This is a genomic window from Methylocystis sp., assembly GCF_051061285.1.
Lineage (GTDB): Bacteria > Pseudomonadota > Alphaproteobacteria > Rhizobiales > Beijerinckiaceae > Methylocystis.
On record NZ_JBPFEA010000010.1, the window covers coordinates 33,340 to 51,875 of the forward strand.

At 63.7% G+C, this 18,536-nt stretch carries 22 protein-coding genes; 13 read left to right on the top strand and 9 right to left on the bottom strand.

Annotated features, from left to right (window positions below):
* The first annotated feature begins 8 nt into the window (after positions 1–8).
* The 4 genes from ACR65T_RS02795 to ACR65T_RS02810 all read left to right on the top strand — a co-directional run bounded on the left by ACR65T_RS02795 (position 9) and on the right by ACR65T_RS02810 (position 1,886).
* Entirely contained in the window at positions 9–398 is a 390-nt protein-coding gene (locus ACR65T_RS02795) for a DoxX family protein (protein ID WP_434495065.1), read from the top strand.
* A gap of 162 nt (positions 399–560) precedes the next feature.
* On the top strand, positions 561–1,169 hold the full coding sequence (pgsA, locus tag ACR65T_RS02800; RefSeq protein ID WP_014889777.1) for a CDP-diacylglycerol--glycerol-3-phosphate 3-phosphatidyltransferase: 609 nt from the start codon (positions 561–563) through the stop codon (positions 1,167–1,169).
* Positions 1,166–1,417: a molybdopterin converting factor subunit 1 gene (moaD, locus tag ACR65T_RS02805; RefSeq protein WP_014889776.1), complete on the top strand. Its 252-nt coding sequence runs from the start codon at positions 1,166–1,168 to the stop codon at positions 1,415–1,417. The genes pgsA and moaD overlap by 4 nt, the downstream gene beginning before the upstream one ends.
* 1 nt (position 1,418) lies before the next feature.
* Positions 1,419–1,886: a molybdenum cofactor biosynthesis protein MoaE gene (locus ACR65T_RS02810; protein WP_434495066.1), complete on the top strand. Its 468-nt coding sequence runs from the start codon at positions 1,419–1,421 to the stop codon at positions 1,884–1,886.
* Here ACR65T_RS02810 and ACR65T_RS02815 read toward each other — a convergent pair.
* On the bottom strand, positions 1,883–2,461 hold the full coding sequence (locus ACR65T_RS02815) for a Yip1 family protein (RefSeq protein WP_434495067.1): 579 nt from the start codon (positions 2,459–2,461) through the stop codon (positions 1,883–1,885). The genes ACR65T_RS02810 and ACR65T_RS02815 overlap by 4 nt on opposite strands.
* A gap of 148 nt (positions 2,462–2,609) precedes the next feature.
* Here ACR65T_RS02815 and ACR65T_RS02820 point away from each other — a divergent pair, with 148 nt between their 5' ends.
* A complete protein-coding gene (locus ACR65T_RS02820; protein ID WP_434495068.1) occupies positions 2,610–3,593 on the top strand; it encodes a lysylphosphatidylglycerol synthase transmembrane domain-containing protein in 984 nt (327 codons plus the stop codon).
* Positions 3,594–3,651: 58 nt separating this feature from the next.
* Here ACR65T_RS02820 and ACR65T_RS02825 read toward each other — a convergent pair whose 3' ends face one another.
* From ACR65T_RS02825 to ACR65T_RS02835, 3 genes are all read right to left on the bottom strand, one after another.
* Entirely contained in the window at positions 3,652–3,927 is a 276-nt protein-coding gene (locus ACR65T_RS02825; RefSeq protein WP_014889772.1) for a DUF1153 domain-containing protein, read from the bottom strand.
* 269 nt (positions 3,928–4,196) lie between these two features.
* On the bottom strand, positions 4,197–4,928 hold the full coding sequence (locus ACR65T_RS02830; RefSeq protein ID WP_434495069.1) for a cytochrome c biogenesis CcdA family protein: 732 nt from the start codon (positions 4,926–4,928) through the stop codon (positions 4,197–4,199).
* A gap of 4 nt (positions 4,929–4,932) precedes the next feature.
* Complete coding sequence (locus ACR65T_RS02835) at positions 4,933–5,331, bottom strand: thioredoxin family protein (RefSeq protein WP_434495070.1); 399 nt, start codon at positions 5,329–5,331, stop codon at positions 4,933–4,935.
* 95 nt (positions 5,332–5,426) lie between these two features.
* Between ACR65T_RS02835 and mobA the strand changes: the two genes are divergently transcribed.
* Positions 5,427–6,041, top strand: a complete 615-nt coding sequence (gene mobA, locus ACR65T_RS02840) for a molybdenum cofactor guanylyltransferase MobA (protein ID WP_434495071.1) — start codon at positions 5,427–5,429, stop codon at positions 6,039–6,041.
* Positions 6,042–6,085: 44 nt separating this feature from the next.
* A complete protein-coding gene (locus tag ACR65T_RS02845) occupies positions 6,086–6,655 on the top strand; it encodes a hypothetical protein (RefSeq protein ID WP_434495072.1) in 570 nt (189 codons plus the stop codon).
* Here ACR65T_RS02845 and ACR65T_RS02850 read toward each other — a convergent pair.
* Positions 6,652–7,683: a cysteine synthase A gene (locus ACR65T_RS02850; protein ID WP_434495073.1), complete on the bottom strand. Its 1,032-nt coding sequence runs from the start codon at positions 7,681–7,683 to the stop codon at positions 6,652–6,654. The two genes, ACR65T_RS02845 and ACR65T_RS02850, sit on opposite strands and share 4 nt — an antisense overlap.
* Before the next feature lie 30 nt (positions 7,684–7,713).
* Positions 7,714–8,598, bottom strand: coding sequence for an aldose 1-epimerase family protein (locus tag ACR65T_RS02855; protein ID WP_434495074.1), 885 nt, complete (start codon positions 8,596–8,598; stop codon positions 7,714–7,716).
* Between the two features lie 172 nt (positions 8,599–8,770).
* Here ACR65T_RS02855 and ACR65T_RS02860 point away from each other — a divergent pair, with 172 nt between their 5' ends.
* Positions 8,771–9,460 carry a MarC family protein gene (locus tag ACR65T_RS02860; RefSeq protein ID WP_434495075.1) on the top strand — a complete coding sequence of 230 codons (690 nt, stop codon included), beginning with the start codon at positions 8,771–8,773 and terminating at the stop codon, positions 9,458–9,460.
* Between the two features lie 17 nt (positions 9,461–9,477).
* Here the strand turns inward: ACR65T_RS02860 and ACR65T_RS02865 are convergent, their stop codons facing one another.
* Genes ACR65T_RS02865 through ACR65T_RS02875 form a run of 3 tightly spaced genes read right to left on the bottom strand, consistent with a single transcriptional unit; the run spans position 9,478 to position 12,140 of the window.
* Positions 9,478–10,668 carry a lipase-like domain-containing protein gene (locus tag ACR65T_RS02865; RefSeq protein WP_434495076.1) on the bottom strand — a complete coding sequence of 397 codons (1,191 nt, stop codon included), beginning with the start codon at positions 10,666–10,668 and terminating at the stop codon, positions 9,478–9,480.
* A gap of 41 nt (positions 10,669–10,709) precedes the next feature.
* Entirely contained in the window at positions 10,710–11,675 is a 966-nt protein-coding gene (locus tag ACR65T_RS02870) for a tyrosinase family protein (protein WP_434495077.1), read from the bottom strand.
* Positions 11,676–11,711: 36 nt separating this feature from the next.
* Positions 11,712–12,140 carry a hypothetical protein gene (locus ACR65T_RS02875; protein WP_434495078.1) on the bottom strand — a complete coding sequence of 143 codons (429 nt, stop codon included), beginning with the start codon at positions 12,138–12,140 and terminating at the stop codon, positions 11,712–11,714.
* Between the two features lie 292 nt (positions 12,141–12,432).
* Between ACR65T_RS02875 and recJ the strand changes: the two genes are divergently transcribed.
* The 5 genes from recJ (at position 12,433) to ACR65T_RS02900 (ending at position 18,533) form a co-directional block, all read left to right on the top strand.
* Positions 12,433–14,229 (top strand): single-stranded-DNA-specific exonuclease RecJ, encoded by a 1,797-nt coding sequence (recJ, locus tag ACR65T_RS02880; protein WP_434495079.1) that lies wholly within the window; start codon positions 12,433–12,435, stop codon positions 14,227–14,229.
* A gap of 279 nt (positions 14,230–14,508) precedes the next feature.
* A complete protein-coding gene (locus ACR65T_RS02885; RefSeq protein WP_434495080.1) occupies positions 14,509–15,519 on the top strand; it encodes a septal ring lytic transglycosylase RlpA family protein in 1,011 nt (336 codons plus the stop codon).
* 88 nt (positions 15,520–15,607) lie between these two features.
* Entirely contained in the window at positions 15,608–16,795 is a 1,188-nt protein-coding gene (locus ACR65T_RS02890) for a D-alanyl-D-alanine carboxypeptidase family protein (protein ID WP_434495081.1), read from the top strand.
* Positions 16,792–17,466 (top strand): dTMP kinase, encoded by a 675-nt coding sequence (gene tmk / locus ACR65T_RS02895; RefSeq protein WP_434495082.1) that lies wholly within the window; start codon positions 16,792–16,794, stop codon positions 17,464–17,466. The genes ACR65T_RS02890 and tmk overlap by 4 nt, the downstream gene beginning before the upstream one ends.
* Positions 17,463–18,533: a DNA polymerase III subunit delta' gene (locus tag ACR65T_RS02900; RefSeq protein ID WP_434495083.1), complete on the top strand. Its 1,071-nt coding sequence runs from the start codon at positions 17,463–17,465 to the stop codon at positions 18,531–18,533. Before tmk ends, ACR65T_RS02900 begins: the two co-directional genes overlap by 4 nt.
* Positions 18,534–18,536 lie beyond the last annotated feature (3 nt).

The following is an 18,536-nucleotide window of genomic DNA, read 5'->3' on the forward strand; positions in this document are numbered from 1 at the left end:
CCAAGTCCATGACTCTGCGGATTATTCCCCAACGCTTCGCCCCGCACGCGCAGGGACTGCTGCGCATCGCCGCCGCTTTGCTGTTCATGCAGCACGGCGCGGCCAAGCTTTTCGGCGTCCCACATGTCGCGATGTTCGACAATTTGAAGCTGTTCTCGCTCTTGGGCGCGGCTGGAGTCCTTGAGCTTGTCGGCGGACTGCTGCTGCTGCTCGGCCTCTTCACGCGGCCCGTCGCCTTTATTCTTTCGGGCCAGATGGCGGTCGCTTATTTCTTTTTCCACGCCGGCCAGAATCTGTGGCCGCTCCAAAACAAGGGCGAGCTCGCCGCGCTCTACTGCTTCGTATTTCTGTTCTTTGCGGCGGCAGGGCCCGGCGCCTTCGCGCTCGACCGCGAGTGACTTCGCATTTCACAAGCGATTCCCGGCGGCGACGCAGGCCCGTCGTCCTTCGAGACGCGTGCTGCGCACGCTCTTCAGGATGAGGCAGCCCTTCACCGATCGCCCCGGACGGCGACGCCCTTTCTATTGACATTGGGGACGGGGGACATATTCCCTTGCGGTATGTCCCAGACGGCCCTCACCGCCAAGCGTCGGTCTCAAGCCTTGGCGCTGCCTAATCTGCTGACCTATGGCCGCATGGCCGCCGTCCCGGTGGTGGCGGGGCTGCTCCTGGGCTTTACGGAGCACTGGGCGCGCTGGGCCGCGCTCGGCATTTTCATCGCCGCCGGGGTGACGGACTTTCTCGACGGCTATTTCGCCAGAATCTGGCAGCAGCAGTCGCCGCTCGGGCGGATGCTGGACCCCATCGCGGACAAGTTGCTCGTCGCGACGACCCTGATGGCGCTTGTCGCCGATCGAACGGTCGCCGGCTGGACGATTTGGGCGGCGATCATCATTCTGTGTCGCGAAATCCTGGTGTCCGGTTTGCGGGAACACTTGGCCGAGCTCAAGGTGCGCTTGCCCGTCTCCGCGATCGCCAAATGGAAAACCGCGGCGCAGCTCGTGGCGCTCGGCTTCCTGATCGCCGGACCGGCCGGCGAAGTCGTTCTCTCCGGCACGGTCAAGATCGGCGCGGCGCTCTTGTGGGCCGCGGCGATTCTGACGCTTTATACCGGGTTCGACTACCTGCAGTCGGCGTGGAACCATTTCGGAGAAGACGAGGCGACATGAAGGCGCTGTATTTCGCTTGGGTGCGCGAGCGCATCGGTCTGGCGGAAGAGGAGATCGCGCCGCCGCGTGAAGTGGTCACGGTCCGTGAGCTGATCGAATGGCTGTCCGCGCGGGACGAGGGATATGCCGCCGCTTTCGCCAATCCGGCGACGATCCGCGCGGCCCTCGACAAGACGCATGCGGCGCCTGACGCGCCAATCGGCGCGGCAAGGGAGATCGCCTTCTTCCCGCCGATGACGGGCGGCTGAGATGGCGCCGCGGCCGACCCCGGCGGTGCGCGTGCAAGCGGAAGATTTCGATCTTGGGCGGGAGCAGGCGCTGCTGACGGGCGGGCGGCGAGACGTCGGCGCGCTCGTCAGCTTCCTGGGCCTCTGCAGGGACGAGGACGGCGCGCTCGAGGCTTTGGAGCTCGAGCATTATCCCGGAATGGCCGAGGCCGAGATCCGTCGCGTCGCCGACGAAGCGCTCGAACGATGGCCTTTGCAGGGATTGACCGTCATTCACCGCTTCGGCCGCATCCGACCAGGCGAACAGATCGTGCTCGTGCTCGCGGCGGCGCGCCACCGCGCTGACGCTTTCGCCGCCGCGGCGTTTCTGATGGATTTTCTTAAAACCCGCGCGCCCTTCTGGAAAAAGGAGCGCCGCGCGGATGGCGCGTCGGGCGACTGGGTCAGCGCGACATCCGAGGACGAAGCGGCCGCGGAGCGTTGGCGCTAGATCAGCTGCTGCGGCGCGATGAGATGCACCAGCCAGCCGTGCAGCGCGACGGTCGCGACGACGAGAAACAGCGTCGCGAGGGTGAAGACGTCGAGATTTTCTCTGGGCACGCGCATCATGGGCGGCAGACCGACGGAGAAAACATAAATTCCATAGAAGCCGAGCACGTCGAGCCATCGAAGACCCGGAATCAGGCCAAACAGCGAGGCGAGCCAGACCGGCGTGTAGGAATAGGCGGTCAGCAACAGGGCGCGGCGATCGTCGGTCTTCCCTTCGAAATGCGGCGCAATGGCCGATATGACGAAGGCGACGATAAAAATCGCCGGCAGGCTCAGCAGATACTGAACGAAGGCGCGATAAAGCCCGGCCGCGAACGTCGGGTGCATGATTCCTTGCGAGCCGTAGGAAAAGCCGAAAAGCCACGAGCCGAAGAAGCTCGCGAACGGCGGAAGCAGCGCCAATATCGCAATATAATTGCGGTAGAGATCGAAGACGGACGTCTCCTCTTCCGAGATCTTTGCCCATTCGGTCTGCGGGGCCAGGATTAAGCCCTTGATCCGCGATAGCAGTTGCATTTCGCCCTCCACTGATTCGCCGCAAGCGCTCATTACCGAGGCGGTCATGGAGCGGGGCTTGCGGGCGCCGGGTCCTCCATGCGAGGGAGAGTGCGGCCAGCTGCGGCCGGTTCGATGATCGACGGTGAAATCTAACGCGACGGGCCGCATGAGAAAACTGCTGGAATATTTTTGGCCGGCCGTCGGCCTCGTCGCGGTCGTCGCCTCATTCTTCCTCCTCTATCACGAATTCAAAGGAGAGTCGGTCGGCGCCGAGGTTTGGGCCAATCTCCAGGCCATTCCGACAAACCGCTATCTGCTCGCTGGGCTGTCGACGCTTGTCGCCTATGCGGCGCTCGCCTGGTACGATCGCATCGCGCTGCTGCACTTAGGCGTCAAACACATCAACTGGCTGTTTATTTCGGTCTGTTCGTTCACGACCTACGCCTTGTCGCACAACATTGGCGCAAGCGTTTTCTCGGGCGCCATGGTGCGATATCGCGCCTATTCCACCAAGGGGCTGACAGCGACGCAGGTCGCCACGCTGGTGGTGTTGTGCTCCTACACGTTCGGCTTCGGCAATGTGCTGCTCGCCGGCCTTTTGCTGACCTATGACCCCGCGCTCATGCAAAGACTGTCGGGCTTCCTTCCGGACATACTTACAAACCCGAACACAGCGCTCGTCGTCGGTTTGTCCTGCCTGGCCTTCGTCGTTCTATACATTCTCGGATCGCTCATGCATTTTCGCGCGATCCGGCTGTTCGGGCGTTTCGAAATTCTCTATCCGCGCCCCGGCATCATGCTTCGCCAGCTCTTCGCGGCTCCCTTGGAGTTGGTCGGCGCCGCCGGCATCATCTATTTCGCGCTGCCGGAGCAGGGCAATCCCGGCTTTCTCGTCGTGCTCGGCGCGTTTCTCTTGTCCTTTTCAGCGGCTTTGGTGTCCCATGCGCCGGGCGGGCTCGGCATCTTCGAGCTGCTGTTCATCAATGTCATGCCGGATGTGCCGCGGCTGAAGGTCCTGGCTGCGCTGCTCGTCTGGCGACTCTTCTATCTCATCGTCCCGCTGCTGATCGCGCTCGTCGTTGTCGCGCTCTTCGAACGCAAGAAACTCGTCGAGCGCTGGCGCCGGATAGAGGAACAGCCTCAAAAATAAAAACGCCGGCCATCGCGGACCGGCGTTTCGAATGTCTCGGCGTCTGTCGCCGCCGCGCTCACATGCGATATTGCTGAAGGCGCGTGGTCCGCAGTCCGGCGAGGCCGTGCTGGTCGATCGACATCTGCCAGCTGAGGAATTCGTCCACGGTCAGCGTGTAGCGACTGCAGGCCTCGTCGAGCGAGAGCAGGCCGCCGCGCACCGCCGCCACCACTTCCGCTTTACGCCGTATCACCCAGCGTTTGGTCGAAGCGGGGGGTAGATCCGCAATGGTCAGCGGACTGCCATCGGGACCGATGACATATTTGACACGGGGACGGTGCGTCTCGGTCATCTCACTCACTCGCTACTCAAACAGCCACGTTGTAGCGTCTTTATAGAGGCGCCGCTTTAAGAATTGCCTAAACGGGTAGCCTCTATAAGCAATGGAAAATAAACTAAATTTTAGGAATATGCGGCGTTCGGAGACTTGGCGCGCCGACCGCGCAACCGCCAATACCAGAGCGGCGTCTGCTTTTGCCTGGGTTTGCTTGCATCGAGCGTCTTGCGCTGACCCGGCAAGGTTAGCATCTCGAGCTTCGACCGTATTGATTTGGCGAAGCGCTAAAAACGCGTCGTTAACTGCGTCAACCATTCTGGCGAAGCCGTGACAAGCGCCGTCTCCAACGTCTTGTCGTAGCCTGACACGATCAACACGCCAATCAGCACGAGCGATGCGCCGAGCGCTTGCTTCGCCTGTTGTCCAACGGTCAGCAGCCGGCCCCGCCAACGCGCCATCGCTTGCCGCGACAGGGCTCCAAGCAACATCAGCGGCGCAGCCGCGCCGAGACCGAACGCGGCCATTGTCGCTGCGACGGCGCTCAGGTCTTCGCCGCGCGACGCGAGCACCGATGCGGCGCCGAGCGTCGGACCCACGCACGGGCTCCAGACGGCGCCGAGCAGCAGACCGACGCCAAACTGACCGAAGATTCCGCCGCGAGCCCCGTCGCCAAAGGCCGCGTTCAACCTGTCGCTGATCGGGCCCCCGGCGGCGGCGACGCGCGCCTGCAGCTCAGGCGCGAGCAGGATCACGCCCAGCCCGATCAGCAAAGCCGCCGCGACGAGCCGCAGCGAATCTCCGTCGAGCCCGACGGCGAAGCCGATCGTCGCCATGAAAAGGCCGATGGCGACGAAGGACAGGGCGACGCCCAGCGCCAGAAGCGCCGGCGCGTAGTGATGCTCCGCCGCCGCGGCGCCGAGCACCAAAGGCAAAAGCGGCAGGACGCAAGGCGATAAGATCGATAATAGGCCGGCGACAAAGGCGACGGCGAAGGCGCCAAGCGCGCTCGCATCCATCGATTTACAGAGCCTTTGAGAGAAGCACCGAAATTGCGCCCGGATCGGTCACCCCGACAGAGCGGCCGACTTCCTTATCGCCTTTGAAGACGATGATCGTGCTTTGCCGGTTGGCCTTCAGCGTGCGGAGAGCGCTCTTCTGGCTGTCGAAATCGACGCGGAACATGGCGACGTCGGCATATTTCGGATCGGCTTCGACGCGCTGCACCGCCGGCTCCTGCGCGCGGCAGGTCGGACACCACGGCGCGTAGACATGCACGATGATCGACTTGCCGGCCGTTTGCGCGGCGGCGAAGGCCTGTGGCGTAAAACTCTGTTCCGCGGCGCCGGCGGGCGCCGCCGAATAAAGGATCGCGGAAACGAAAAGAACGGCGGAAACGGCGAGTCGGCGACGCGAGATCATGTGCTGCCCTCGAAAGTCTGCCCCTTGCGCGAGCGGCGCTCGGGATTATGAACGAACATAATGGCCCCCCTCTTTGAAGCCAAACCGGACAGCGCATGAACGACTGCATCGGCGTCATCCTCGCCGGCGGGTTGGCGCGGCGCATGGGCGGGGGCGACAAGCCGCTCGTCGAGATCGCCGGCCGGCCGATCCTTCAGCATGTGATCGACCGCCTGAAGCCGCAATGCGGGCGTCTCGCGATCAACGCCAACGGCGACCCGGCACGCTTTTCCGCTTTCGGATCGCCCGTCATCTGCGACAGCGTTGAAGGTTTCGCGGGCCCGCTCGCCGGCGTTCTCGCCGGCATGGAGTTTGGCGCGGCGAAAGGCGCGGCGCATGTGCTGAGCGCGCCGGGCGACACCCCGTTCCTGCCCGCCGATCTCCTCTCGCGGCTAGAAGCCGCCCGATCGCGCGCAGGCGCGACGATCGCCGTCGCCGCCTCGAACGGGCGAACCCATCACGCCGTGGCGCTGTGGCCGGTCGCGCTGCGCGAGGATTTACGGCGCGCGCTCGTTGCGGAAGACGAGCGCAGAGTGTCGGCCTTCATCGGGCGGTACGCGAATGTGATCGTCGATTGGCCGATAGAGCCTTACGACCCTTTCTTCAACGTCAACCGACCGGAGGATCTGGCGCGCGCCGATGCGATAGCCAAGGACGAATCGCGCGGCTAAATTGACGCGCAGCCAAGGCTGAAGAGACCGGCGCAGGATGGGACATGAGCGAGCGGACAAAAAAGGGATTGACGAGCAAGGTGAAAGAGGAAGCCAGGGCCTTTTACCCGGTGTTCCTCTACGTGTGGTTCCTGCTCGCCGTGCTTGGCGTGCACAAATCGGTTGTTTTGTCGCAAGCGCATATCGTGCAGCATCAGGGCTTCGCCGCCGCCAAGGCGCTTGCGTTCGCGAAGGTGCTGTTTGTCGCCAACAAATTTGGAATCTGGCGCATTTTCGACAAAAAGCCGCTGATCGTGCCGATCCTGGCCAAGTCGCTGCTGTTCGGTCTGCTGCTCATCGGCATGGATATTGTCGAACAGGCGCTGCTGGAGCATTTTTGGCCGGCCCATGCGGACCACGACCCCGTGGATCTCGACAATCTACGCACGCTCCTGTCGGTTGGACTGGTCACCTTCGCCGCGCTGATCCCGTTCTTTGGCTTCCGCGAATTCGCCAAGCTGGTCGGGGAGGCGGAGCTGCGAAAGGTGCTCTTCGTGCGTCGCGAGAATTTCGTTCCGCAGCGCGAAGCCGAGGCCGCAGCGTCGCCCGCGCCCGCGGAACCGATCGAGGGCTAAACGAAGCCCGGATCCATCGCGACGGCGCCTTCGAGCCAGGGCGGCGTCGGCAGGTTTTGGCTGCGCAGGAAGTCGGCGTTGAAGAGCTTTGAGGCGTATCTTGCGCCGCCGTCGCACAGCACGGTCACAATCGTATTGCCGGGTCCCATATCGCGCGCCAGCCTGATGGCGCCCGCGATGTTGATTCCCGAAGAGCCGCCCAGCAACAGGCCTTCCTGCTCAGCGAGATCGAAGACGATGCGCAGCGCCTCGTCATCGGGGATGCGGTAGGCGACGTCGACCGGCGCGCCTTCGAGATTGGCGGTGATCCGACCCTGGCCGATCCCCTCGGTGATGGATGCGCCCTCGGCCTTCAACTCGCCGGTCGTATAATAGGAATAAAGCGCCGCCCCGTACGGATCGGCCAGCCCGATCTTCACATCCGGATTTCTCTCCTTGAGCGCCATGCCGACGCCGGCGAGCGTGCCGCCGGTGCCGCAGGCGCAAATGAAGGCGTCCACCGCGCCCTCCAGCGCTTCGTAGATCTCGGGCCCGGTGGTGGTGAGATGGGCGACGCGGTTGGCGACATTGTCGAACTGGTTGGCCCAGACGGCGCCGTTCGGCTCTTCCCTGGCGAGGCGCTCGGCGAGGCGGCCGGAAAGCTTCACATAATTATTGGGGTTGGCGTAGGGAACCGCCGGCACTTCCACGAGCTGCGCGCCCTGCAGGCGCAGCATGTCCTTCTTTTCTTGGCTCTGGGTGTCGGGGATGACGATCACCGTGCGAAAGCCGAGCGCGTTGGCGACGAGCGCGAGCCCGATGCCGGTGTTGCCGGCGGTGCCTTCGACGATGACTCCTCCCGGCTTCAGCAATCCTTTCGCGCGCGCATCTTCGACGATGGACAGCGCGGCGCGGTCCTTGACGGAGCCGCCCGGGTTCATGAATTCGGCCTTGCCGAGAATGCGGCAGCCGGTCGCCTTCGAGGCGCCGTGCAATTCAATGAGCGGCGTGCGCCCGATGGCTTCGATGACGCTGGAGGCGACGGTCATTTATGATTCCTGGCGAGTGGCGGTTCGTTCCTAGCCGACCGGCGGCTCCCGCTCAAAGGCGAAAATCGCGCCATGCCGCGCCTGCGCGCCCGGCGCCAGAATGCGCATCGAGGGCTTTTCATAGAGATCGCCGTAAAAGTCCTCCGGATCGCCATGGCCCGTCCATGGCTCGATGCACAGATAAGGGGCGGGCGGCAGCGTCCAAAATCCGACGTGGGGAAAATCATCGAGCGTGATCGAAAGACGCGCGCCTTCGCCATTGTCAAACACCAGGCTGCGGCTCGCAAGATTGAGAAAGCACAGCGCGTCGCGCGTGAACATTTCTGGTTCGAGCGGCAGTCGCCGGCCGACAAGCGGCGTTTTACGGATGGGTTTCGAGAAAAGCCCGCCCGGTCCGATGATGGGAACTTCAGCACGCTCGGCCTTCTCGAATATGATCGCATGCGGCGAGGAAGAGCCGGCGAGCGGCCAGCGAAAGGCGGGATGCAAGCCGCAGGCGTAGGGCAGGGGCCGCGAGTCGGCGTTTGAGACGATGAGATTATTTTCGAGCGCCCCGGCGCGAAGCTGGAACTCCACTTCGAACCGGAAGGCGAAGGGATAGAGCGCGCGGGTCTCGGCGTCGTCGACGAGCGCGAGCCGCAAATAGTCGTCGCGCCGCTCGGCGACGTCGAAGCGCTTTTTCCAGGCGAAGCCATGCAGAGCAAGCGGATAGGTCTCGCCGTCGACGCGCACGCGGCCGTCGCGAGTCCAGCCGACGACGGGAAACAGCACGGGCGCGGTCTGGTCCCAGACCTCAGGGTTCTTCGCCCAGATCATGTCGACGCCGCGCGCGCGCCAGCTCGAAAGCTCCGCGCCGAAAGCCAGGATCTCCGCGCCGTCGCCAGAGGCATGGGTGAGCTGAATCGCGTCGGTCATGGGTCAATTCCATCGTGAGACACAAGTCGAAGCGAATGCAGACAAAATCAGCGCGATCCTCCAGCGCGGCGCTTGAGCGGCGGCGCCCGCCGCAATAAGGTCGCGCCGCCACGCCGCTGCCGCCATACCCGCCACGCATGTTGGCGCAGCGCAACGCCAATGAGAAGGCCTTATGAACAGCAGTCTCGTCTCAGACATCGGCGCCGGAGTTTTCAGAACCGAGTTGACGCTCTTTTTCTCGACGTTCACGACGCTGCTGGCGGTCATCAATCCTTTTGAGGTGCTCCCGGTCTTCCTTCTGCTCCAGCGCGATAAGAGCAACCAGGAGCGCGGTCGCGTGGCCTTCATGGCCTGTCTTTATGCGCTGCTGCTGATCCTCTTCTTCCTGTTCTTTGGCGCGGTGATCTTAAAAATCTTCGGCGTCTCGCTCAGCATGGTGCGCATCGCCGGCGGGATCGTGCTGATGAAGATCGGCTTTGAGCTTTTTTTACCCTCGTCGGACGGCGACGGAACGCCGGCGTTTGCCCGATCGACGGGCAATGTCGCCTTCATGCCGCTTGCGATGCCGCTCATGATCGGCCCCGGCCCGATCGCCACCGTGCTCGGGATGATGGCCACCGTGGAGCACTCGTCCCATGAGGCGTTGGCGTTCGGCGTCATTCTCGGCGCGATCTTTCTCGCCTTGGCCGTCACTTACGCCTGCCTCGCCTTCGCGACGCGGTTGACCACAACGCTGGGGCCGCTGGGGATTGACGCGGCGACCAGGATCGTCGGCTTCTTCGTCTCGGCGATGGGCGTGTCGTTGATCTTCAACGGCGTCATGGATGCGCTTCGGTCGGCAGGCTTTGGCGGCTTGCATTAGCCGCTCTTCAGACAAGGCTAGAGGCTGCGCAAGGTCTCGCCGAGCCTCAGATAGATCTCCCGATGCGCGTCGCGCAGCCCCGGAACCCACGGCTTGAGCCGGGCGCCGACGACCGCGTCGAAATGGTCGAACCGCTGTCCGATGGCCTTGTCGAGATATTCGTAATACCAGCGCCCCGGCTTGAGCCTTTGGCGTTTGAAGACGCCTTCGCCTCCCACCGGCTCTTCCCGCGCCGTGAAGGGATATCTTTGCGAGATGACGCTCACCGCGCCATCATTGGGCCGCCACTGCGGCAGCGAAAGGTCGCCGCCGCCCCAACCGACGATCGGCGCCTTGGCGAAGTTGGCCTCGCGCGCCTGGTAGAGCGCCGGCTGCCAGAGAATGGGATGGATCGTCGGGTCGGGCCGCCAGGTCTTGCTGAAAAAGCCAGATGCGCGAACATGCGTGGCGTTGGTCACCAGCGACAGATAATAGGTGCCCGGATGCGATCTGAACCGGGCGTTGGCCTTGCGGCAGCCCTGCAGCGTCATGTCGTAGGCGAGATTGTCCTCGCCGACAACGAAGGCGCCAGCGTCCAGACACGCCATCGCCGCTGTCGCGTCGGCTTCGCCATCGGTCCATTGGTCGAGATGGAGATCGAAGGGCTTGCGCATGGCGCTCGGCACGCCGGCGGCCATTCCGAGAAAATTGAATGATTCCGCAATGAACCGGCTCGGCCTGCGCTTGAGCCGTCCGTCTTCACGGTCGCAGCCGAAGCCGTAGGGCAGCAACGAGCCGTTGATGGCGCCGGCGACGCTGATCACCCCTTCCACCCAGCCGGCGTTGGTTCCGCGCTCCCAGAAATCGCTGGCGAGCAGCGCCTGCAACTGCATCGCGGTCTGGGCGCCGGCGCCATGGCCGACGAGGATCACCGGGTTTTCCTCCGACCACTCGGGCGCGAAAGGCTCTGTATATTCCCGCGAATAGCGGGCGTGGCGGGCCTCATCGCTATGACGGGCGCCATAGTCCACGCGTCCGCCGGCAATCTGAGCGAAAAGCTCGCAGGCGCGATCATGGAAGGAGCTGACCGGACCTACCTTCGCTTCGTGAACCGCGAAGGGTTCGCCGACCTCATCGAGCGCGTCGCCCCAATAGGGCAGTCCGAACTCTTGAGGCCCCCAGCCGAAGAAATCATGCACGAAAATGATATGAGTGGATTTGAGCGCCATCGCCGATCCGAATTCAATTGAAAATCAATAAGCTTGGGCGCTCAGGCGAGCGCGTCATATTCATAAATTTCGCTCACGTCGAGCGTCTCGCGCGGAGTCGCGCTGCGACCGAGCGGCGAGCTGATCGGATCGTCGATGCGGTGACCCTTGAGATCCGCGCCCGCCGCCATATCGGGAACATAGACGCGCCCGTTTCGGGACATCCAGCTCTCCCAGAGGCGATCGATGTTGCAATGATTGAGAAAAAAAACCGGATCGTTGGGCGAGGAGCCGAGCAACATCTCGCCGCCGACCCAGACGTGGACAAGATTGTGCATCCAGGTCGCAGAAACGCCGTCGTCGTTCATCCAGCCTTCGATACGATTACGGAAGCTGTTCGCGTCGGCGTCCCAATCGGGCGAATCATAGGGCGACAGCGCCAGCGCATTCGTCACATGCGCCGTTCTCGGCAACGCGCCGGCGCTGACGCCAAAGGCGCGCCGGAGACCACGGTTCACCGATCGCAACTCTCCAGAAATATTGGTGGAGATGCGTACTCTGAAGGCGGAAGGATCGCTTTGGCTGAAGGCGAAGGGGCCGGTGGTCACCGGATTGCCCTGTCCGCCCATGCAGTCAGCGCCCCAAATTGCCGCAGCGCTCTGCTGCTGCGGCGGTAGGTCGCCGTCTTCGGCCCAGTCCCAATAGGGAAGGCCGAAGTTTGCATCGTTCAGGACGCGCTGCAGGTTCTGTTCGAAGAGCATCAGCATCACGCGATGCCATGGCGCGAAGACGGGTCCTCGATGCGCCGAGTTTCGTCCCGCCGGATTGCCCGGCGGCGTCTCGAGCATCATGGCGGTGACGTGCCAGATGACGAAAAGATCGTAAGTGCTGACTGAGCGCACCGCGCCTGGAATGCCGAATTCATTGGTTTTTCGGCCCGACGCCTCATTTTTTAGCAATTGGACGCCTTGAATGTACTGATCCCGTACATCGGCGTTTTGCGAAATATTTTTTCGGACGACGGCCATCGTCTCTCTCCTGAAAATCAATGCTCGCCTGAAAAATCAATGCTCGTGTTTTGCACCTTTCTTCGCGGCGGGCCTGCTTTTGCGAGCAGGAGCGGGCCGGCGCTTGCGGCTTGCTGGGGGCTGGCGCTTTGCCCGGGCCGGCTTTCGCTCGAACTCCTCGGGAAAGCCGTCGATCAGCGCCCGCACCATGTCGACCGCCGACGCGGTCTGGTAGTTCGGCAATGAATGACAATGAACCTGGCCGGAGGCGTCGACGCCGAGCGGCGCGCGGATTTTCTTTCCGTCGACCAGGATCTTGTAGGTCGTGACGATTTCGATCTCGTGGCCGCGATAATTGTCCTCGCGCACCGACTGCGCGCCGCCCGCGCCATGACCGGCGTGCGCTGGCGCTTTGTCGCGCGCTCGCGTGAGATAGTCGCTGAGTTTGCGAGGGGCCGCGCCCGTCGCGAGCTTCTTGGTCTCCATAAGCTCTCCGCACAATTCCTTTTATGCAATCCGACGAAGCTGTAGGCGCGAAGGCTTTAAGTGCGCGAAAAATCTACAAACTTCAGTCGAACGTTCGCCTCATCAAAACGGATTGGATTGGAAATTTTCCACCAGCATTATGACGCTGCCATTGGACAGTGATGTCAAGTGAATTTCCAAGGCGTTAGAATTGATGAACGATTTGCAGTACTCGGAGAGTCCCGCGCTCAACGCGATCGGAAGAACTTGGGTCGCTTGCCGGCGAGGCTTAGCGATTCGATTTGAGGCGCCAATGTCCGATTCGATGGTTCCCGCCTTTCTTGGGGTCGAGCGCTCCGTGCTCGGCCGGCGTTGGCGCGGGCGGCTCGACGCTCGAGGCGAGGCGCAGGCGCTCGCGCTGACCCAGGCGCACGGCATCGACGATTTCCTTGCGCGGGTGATCGCCGGGCGCGGCGTGACGGTCGCCGACGCCGCTGGCTATCTCGATCCCAAGCTGCGCGACCTCCTTCCGGACCCCTCGTCGCTGCGCGACATGGACGCCGCGACGAACCGGCTCGCCGAGGCGATTGAAAAGTCCGAGCAGATCGCCGTTTTTGGCGACTATGACGTCGACGGCGCCTGCTCCTCCGCTTTGCTCATCGACTTTTGGCGCGCGGCCGGCGCGCCGGAGCCCTTGCTCCATATTCCCGACCGGATCATCGAGGGCTATGGGCCGAACGTCGAGGCGATCCGCGATCTCGCGGCGCGTGGCGCGACTCTGCTGGCGACCGTCGACTGCGGGACCTCGAGTCACGAGGCGTTCGCCGTCGCGCGCGCGCTTGGCCTCGACGTGATCGTCCTCGACCATCATCAGGCGCCGGAGATCCTGCCAGACGCGCTGGTCGTCAACCCAAACCGGCTCGATGATCTTTCGGGGCAGGATGCGCTCTGCGCCGCAGGGGTCGTTTTTCTTGCCCTCGTCGGATTGTCGAGGACGCTGCGGGCGCGCGGCTGGTGGAGCGACGATCGACCAGAGCCGGATCTTCTCGCCGCGCTCGATCTCGTCGCGCTGGCGACAGTCGCCGACGTCTCCCCGCTGGCGCGGCTCAACAGGGCGCTCGTCGCCAAGGGTCTGGTGGTGATGGCGGGGCGATCCCGTCTGGGACTCGCCGCGCTGATGGACACTGCCCGTTTGGATGGGCCGCCTCGCGCCTATCATCTTGGCTTCGCGCTTGGTCCGCGGATTAACGCCGGCGGTCGGATCGGCGACGCTGGCCTCGGCGCAAGGCTTCTCACCCTCGCCGACGGCGCGGAAGCGCGTCGTATCGCCCTCGAGCTGGACCGGCTGAATGGCGAACGGCAGGTCGTCGAAAAGATGATTTTGGAGCAGGCGGTGGCCGAGGCGGAAGCGCAAGTGGCGAGATCCAATCGCCTGTCATGTCTCGTCGTGCACGGCCAGGATTGGCATCCGGGCGTTGTCGGGCTGATCGCGTCACGCTTAAAGGATCGCTTTAATACTCCAGCATTTGTTATTGCTTTCAAAGGAGAATATGGAACAGGTTCTGGTAGGAGTTTAAGTGGCGTCGACCTCGGAGCGGCGGTGCGGCGCGCCGTCGATCTGGGCTTGGCGATCAAGGGGGGCGGCCATGCGATGGCTGCCGGCGTGACTTTGGCGCGGGGCAAAATCGACGACTTTCGCGGTTTTCTCGATGAGGCGCTGGGGGCGTCCGTCGACGCCGCGCGTCTCGACGATGCGCTGGTTGTCGACGCGGCAGTCGCCGGACGCGGTGTCTGTCTCGAACTGCTGCGACGGGTGGAGCGGGCTGGGCCATTCGGGCAGGGCAACCCCGAACCCCTGTTTGCTCTGCCTGAGCAGCAGGTCACATTCGCTCAGACGGTTGGGGCCGATCATGTGCGCGCCCGCTTGCGTTCGCGCGACGGCGCGACGGTTGACGCCATCGCCTTTCGCGCCCTGCATTCGCCGCTGGGCGAAGCGCTCTTGAGGGGGGACGGCGCACAGCTTCACGTCGCGGCGAAACTGTCGCGCAACGTCTTTCGCGGCATCGAGCGCGTCGAGACGCGAATCGTTGACCTCGCGCGCGTTCAATGAAGCCGAGGATACTGTGGCGCCAGGGCCACATCTGCTTTCAATCTCGGCGCGCGCACGCTTTTGGAAGGCGGGTGTCGCATTTTGGTCTCATTCGCGACGCCTGCTGACGCCAGCGTAACTGGCGTTTAACGACAACTTCACACATCAACGAGACACTCCGCGGGTTGTGCCGCGCGGCGGTTCGACGTCGCGCCGAAAAATGAAGGTAGCGTCGCCGCTTATGGGGCGTGCTTCAGTGAAGTCGGCGGCGGATCGAAGTTGGTGGCAAGGACCGTCTGGATGCGATTTGTCGTCTATAAAAACGCCGCTCATGCGCCGCGTCCGCTGGTTCGCTCCTCAATCATCCTTTCCAAACTGCTGCCTCTTGTCTGTCTCGGCGCGCTCGCCGGATGCTCTTCGACCACGGGATCGCATAGAAGCGCCGGCCTCGGCGGATTCGGTCAGATCGACCCGCGTTACGGGGTGCGTCCCAGCCCGCGGGTCATTGCCGAGGGCGAAGAGGTGCCGAAGGGCGGCGGGGCCTATATGGTCGGCAAGCCCTATAAGATCGCCGGCCGAACCTATTATCCGAGCGAAAGGCCCTATAGGGCGACAGGAACGGCTTCCTGGTATGGCTCGGACTTCCATGGGCGACGCACCGCCAATGGCGAAATATTCGACAGGGCGTCGATTTCCGCCGCCCATCCCACGATGCCGCTGCCGAGCTATGCGCGGGTCACCAATTTGCGCAATGACCGGTCGATCGTGGTGCGCGTCAACGATCGTGGACCCTATCATGGCGGACGCGTAATGGACGTCTCCCAGCGCGTGGCGCAAGCGCTCGATTTTCACGGCGTCGGCACGACGCGCGTCAAAGTGGAATGGGTCGGGCGCGCCGATATCGACGGAGACGACGACGATAAACTCCTTGCGACCCTGCGCGACGATGGCCAACCGGCGCAGATCGACGCCCCGGCGCCGGTGATGACGGCGGCGAACGAGGATCCAGCGCGTGCGGCGCGCTATGACGAAAGGGCGGACGCCGCCGAACTCTCGGCGCGCGTCGCCTATGAGAACGGGCAGGCGTCAGATGACCAGATGCGGCCCTATGCCAGGCAGGAGAGCGACGCGCCCCTGCCTCCCGCGCGGGAGCAAGCCAGCATCGACAAAGAACCCGTCGCTTCGACCCAGAAGCTCAGGAAAGTTGTGGCGCCGCTGCCGCCAGTGCGGCCCGCGCAATTCGGCGCCCGTCAAGCTTCCGCTCGCAACGCCATCCGACAGGCGCTGAACTCCTCGGTTCGAACGAACTGAGCGGCCCACGCCGCGATTGCAATTTTCGGCGTCGCGCGCCATCTTCTCCCGGCTTGCCGCGCTGCGGCGTAAATAACGGGAGCGCGCCTTGCCGAAATTTCCCGGGCTGCACCTTATTCTGACCCTCTGCGCATTGTGGGCGCTTGGCGCAGCGCCGGCGCGCGCCCAGAATTTTCAGACGAGCGTCCCGAGCGCGATTCTGATCGACGCCGGCACCAACACCGTCCTGTTCGAGAAAGGCGCTGACGACTACCAGAAGCCAGCTTCGACGGTGAAAATTCTCACGGCGGAACTGATCTTCCAGGCCTTGGCCGAGGACAGACTGCATCTGGACGATGAATTCACGGTTTCGGAACACGCCTGGCGCACCGGCGGGGCGCCAGCGGGCGGGTCGGCGATGTTCCTTGCGCTCAATAGCCGCGCCCGCGTCGAGGATCTCCTTCGCGGTCTCGTGATCCAGTCCGGCAATGACGCCGCGATTACGCTTGCGGAAGGTCTGGCGGGCTCGGAAGAAGCCTTTGTCATGCGGATGAACAAACGCGGGGACGAGCTTGGCCTCGTCAAATCGCGCTTCGGCAATCCCTGGGGCATGGACGGTCCCGACCAAAAAGTAACGGCGCGCGAAATGGCGAAGCTCGCGGCGCATATCATCAAGACCTATCCGCAGTTTTATGGCTATTTCGGCGAGAAGGAGTTCACCTGGAACAAGATTCGTCAGCAGAATCGCAATCCGCTGCTGACGATGAGCATCGGCGCCGACGGGCTGAAGACAGGAAATATCGACAAGATCAGCGGCTATGGACTGGTTGGCTCCGCCACGCAGGAAGGCCGACGCCTTATCGTCGCCGTTTATGGCGCAAAGACTCCGAAGGAGAGGGCCGAAGAAGCGCGCAAATTGCTGCAATGGGGATTCCGCAACTTCGAAGAGAAGGAACTGTTCAAGGCCGGCGAAACCATCGGGCCTGCGCAGGTCTATGGCGGAACGAAGGGCTCTGTCGAACTGACGGCGAAAGAGGACATCAAGGTGCTTCTGCCGCGCGGCGCGAACGAGAGGCTGATGGGCAAGATCGTTTACGAAGGCCCGGTGCTGGCGCCGGTCGAGGCGGGCGCACCGGTTGGACGCCTCGAAGTGAAACGCGGAAACTCCGTCGTGCTCGAACAGCCGCTGCAGACTGCGGAATCGGTCGAGCAGGGATCGCTGCCGCGGCGCGCCTTCGACGCTATTTACGAATCCGCCGCCGCGGCCATTCACCAGAAACTCTCTGGCAAGAAATGACCTTCCAGGCGACGCCCGAAAAAGGCCGCTTCATCACCTTCGAAGGCGGCGAGGGCGTCGGCAAGTCGACGCAGCTCGCGCGGCTGGCCGAGCATTTGCGCGATTGCGGCTTCGAGGTGGTGACGACGCGCGAGCCCGGCGGGACGCCAAAGGCCGAGAAGCTGCGCGCCTTCCTGCTCTCGGGACGCGCCGCGCCGCTTGGTCCGCTCGCCGAGGCGGCGCTGTTCTCGGCGGCGCGCGCCGATCATGTCCAAACCTTGATCGCGCCCGCCTTGAAGCGCGGCGCATGGGTGCTGTGCGACCGCTTCGCCGATTCGACCCGCGCCTATCAGGGCGCGCGCGGCGGCGTCGACGCCAAGACTCTGGCGCTGCTCGAAAGGGCGGCGGTGGGCGATACGCGGCCGGATCTGACCATCATGCTCGACTTGCTGGCGAAAGAAGGCCTTACGCGGGCGGCGTCGCGGCGGCATGGCGAAGCGGTCGATCGTTTCGAAAGCGAAGCGCCGGCTTTTCACGAGGAGCTGCGGCAGGCGTTCCTCGACATCGCCGAGAGCGAGCCGGAACGCTGCTGCGTGATTGACGCCGTAATGACCATCGACGACGTCGCGCGAGCGGTGCAGCGTCTCGTTCACGACCGCTTCCTTGCGCATGCCGCGCAAGCCGCGCAATGAGCCGCGAAGAGGCGACCCCGGAAAGCGATCGCTACGACGACGCCCCGCATCCGCGGGAGACCCTGGGGCTTTTCGGTCATGCCGCGGCGGAGCATGAATTTCTCGACGCCTACCGCCGCAACAAGATGGCGCAGGCGTGGATCATCGGCGGGCCGGAAGGCGTCGGCAAGGCGACGCTCGCCTGGCGCCTGGCGCGGTTTCTCCTGGCGCATCCGGAACCGGCCGCCGCGGCGGTTCAGTCCGCGGAGAGCCTCGCGGTGCCCGCCGACCATCCGGCGGCGCGTCGGATCGCCTCAATGGCGCTTGCCGATATTTTCTTGCTGCGCCGCGCCTGGAACGACAAGACCAAAAAGCATTTCACCGAAATTCGCATCGAGGACGTGCGGAAAGTTATTCAGGCCTTCCATCAGGGCTCAGGAAGCGGCGGCTGGCGGATCGCCATCGTCGACTGCGCCGACGATCTCAATCGCGCCAGCGCCAACGCGCTTTTGAAGCTCATTGAGGAGCCCCCGCAACGCTCGCTGTTTCTGCTCGTCGCGCATCAGCCGGGCCGCATGCTGCCGACGATCCGTTCGCGCTGTCGCAGACTGATGCTCGGCGCGCTGTCGCCGGAAGACACGATCGCCGCCGTGAAAAATCTTGGGTCCCCCTGGTCGGAGGCGCCTGAATCGGACCTGCTCGTCGCCGCCGCGCGCGCCGAGGGCTCGGTGCGCGAGGCGCTGCGGCTGCTTGGCGATGACGGCGTCGCCTTCGACGCCGCCGTGCGTCGGATTTTCGAAAGGTTGCCGCAGGTCGATTGGCTCGGCGCGCATATGCTGGCCGACAAGCTCACCGGCCGCGACAATGAAGCGGCCTATGAGACCTTCATGCGCGCGACGCAGCGCCATCTCGACTCGCGCGTCCGCGCGCTTGCGCAGACCGGCGTCGCTCCTTCGAGACTCGCCCGCTACGCGAGCGCCTGGGACGCCATTCGCGACGTCGCGAGGGAAACTGAAGTGTTCAATTTCGACAAGCGCGCGCTGGTGCTGGGGATCTTTGATCGGCTCGCGAAAGCCGAAGCCGGCTAGTGG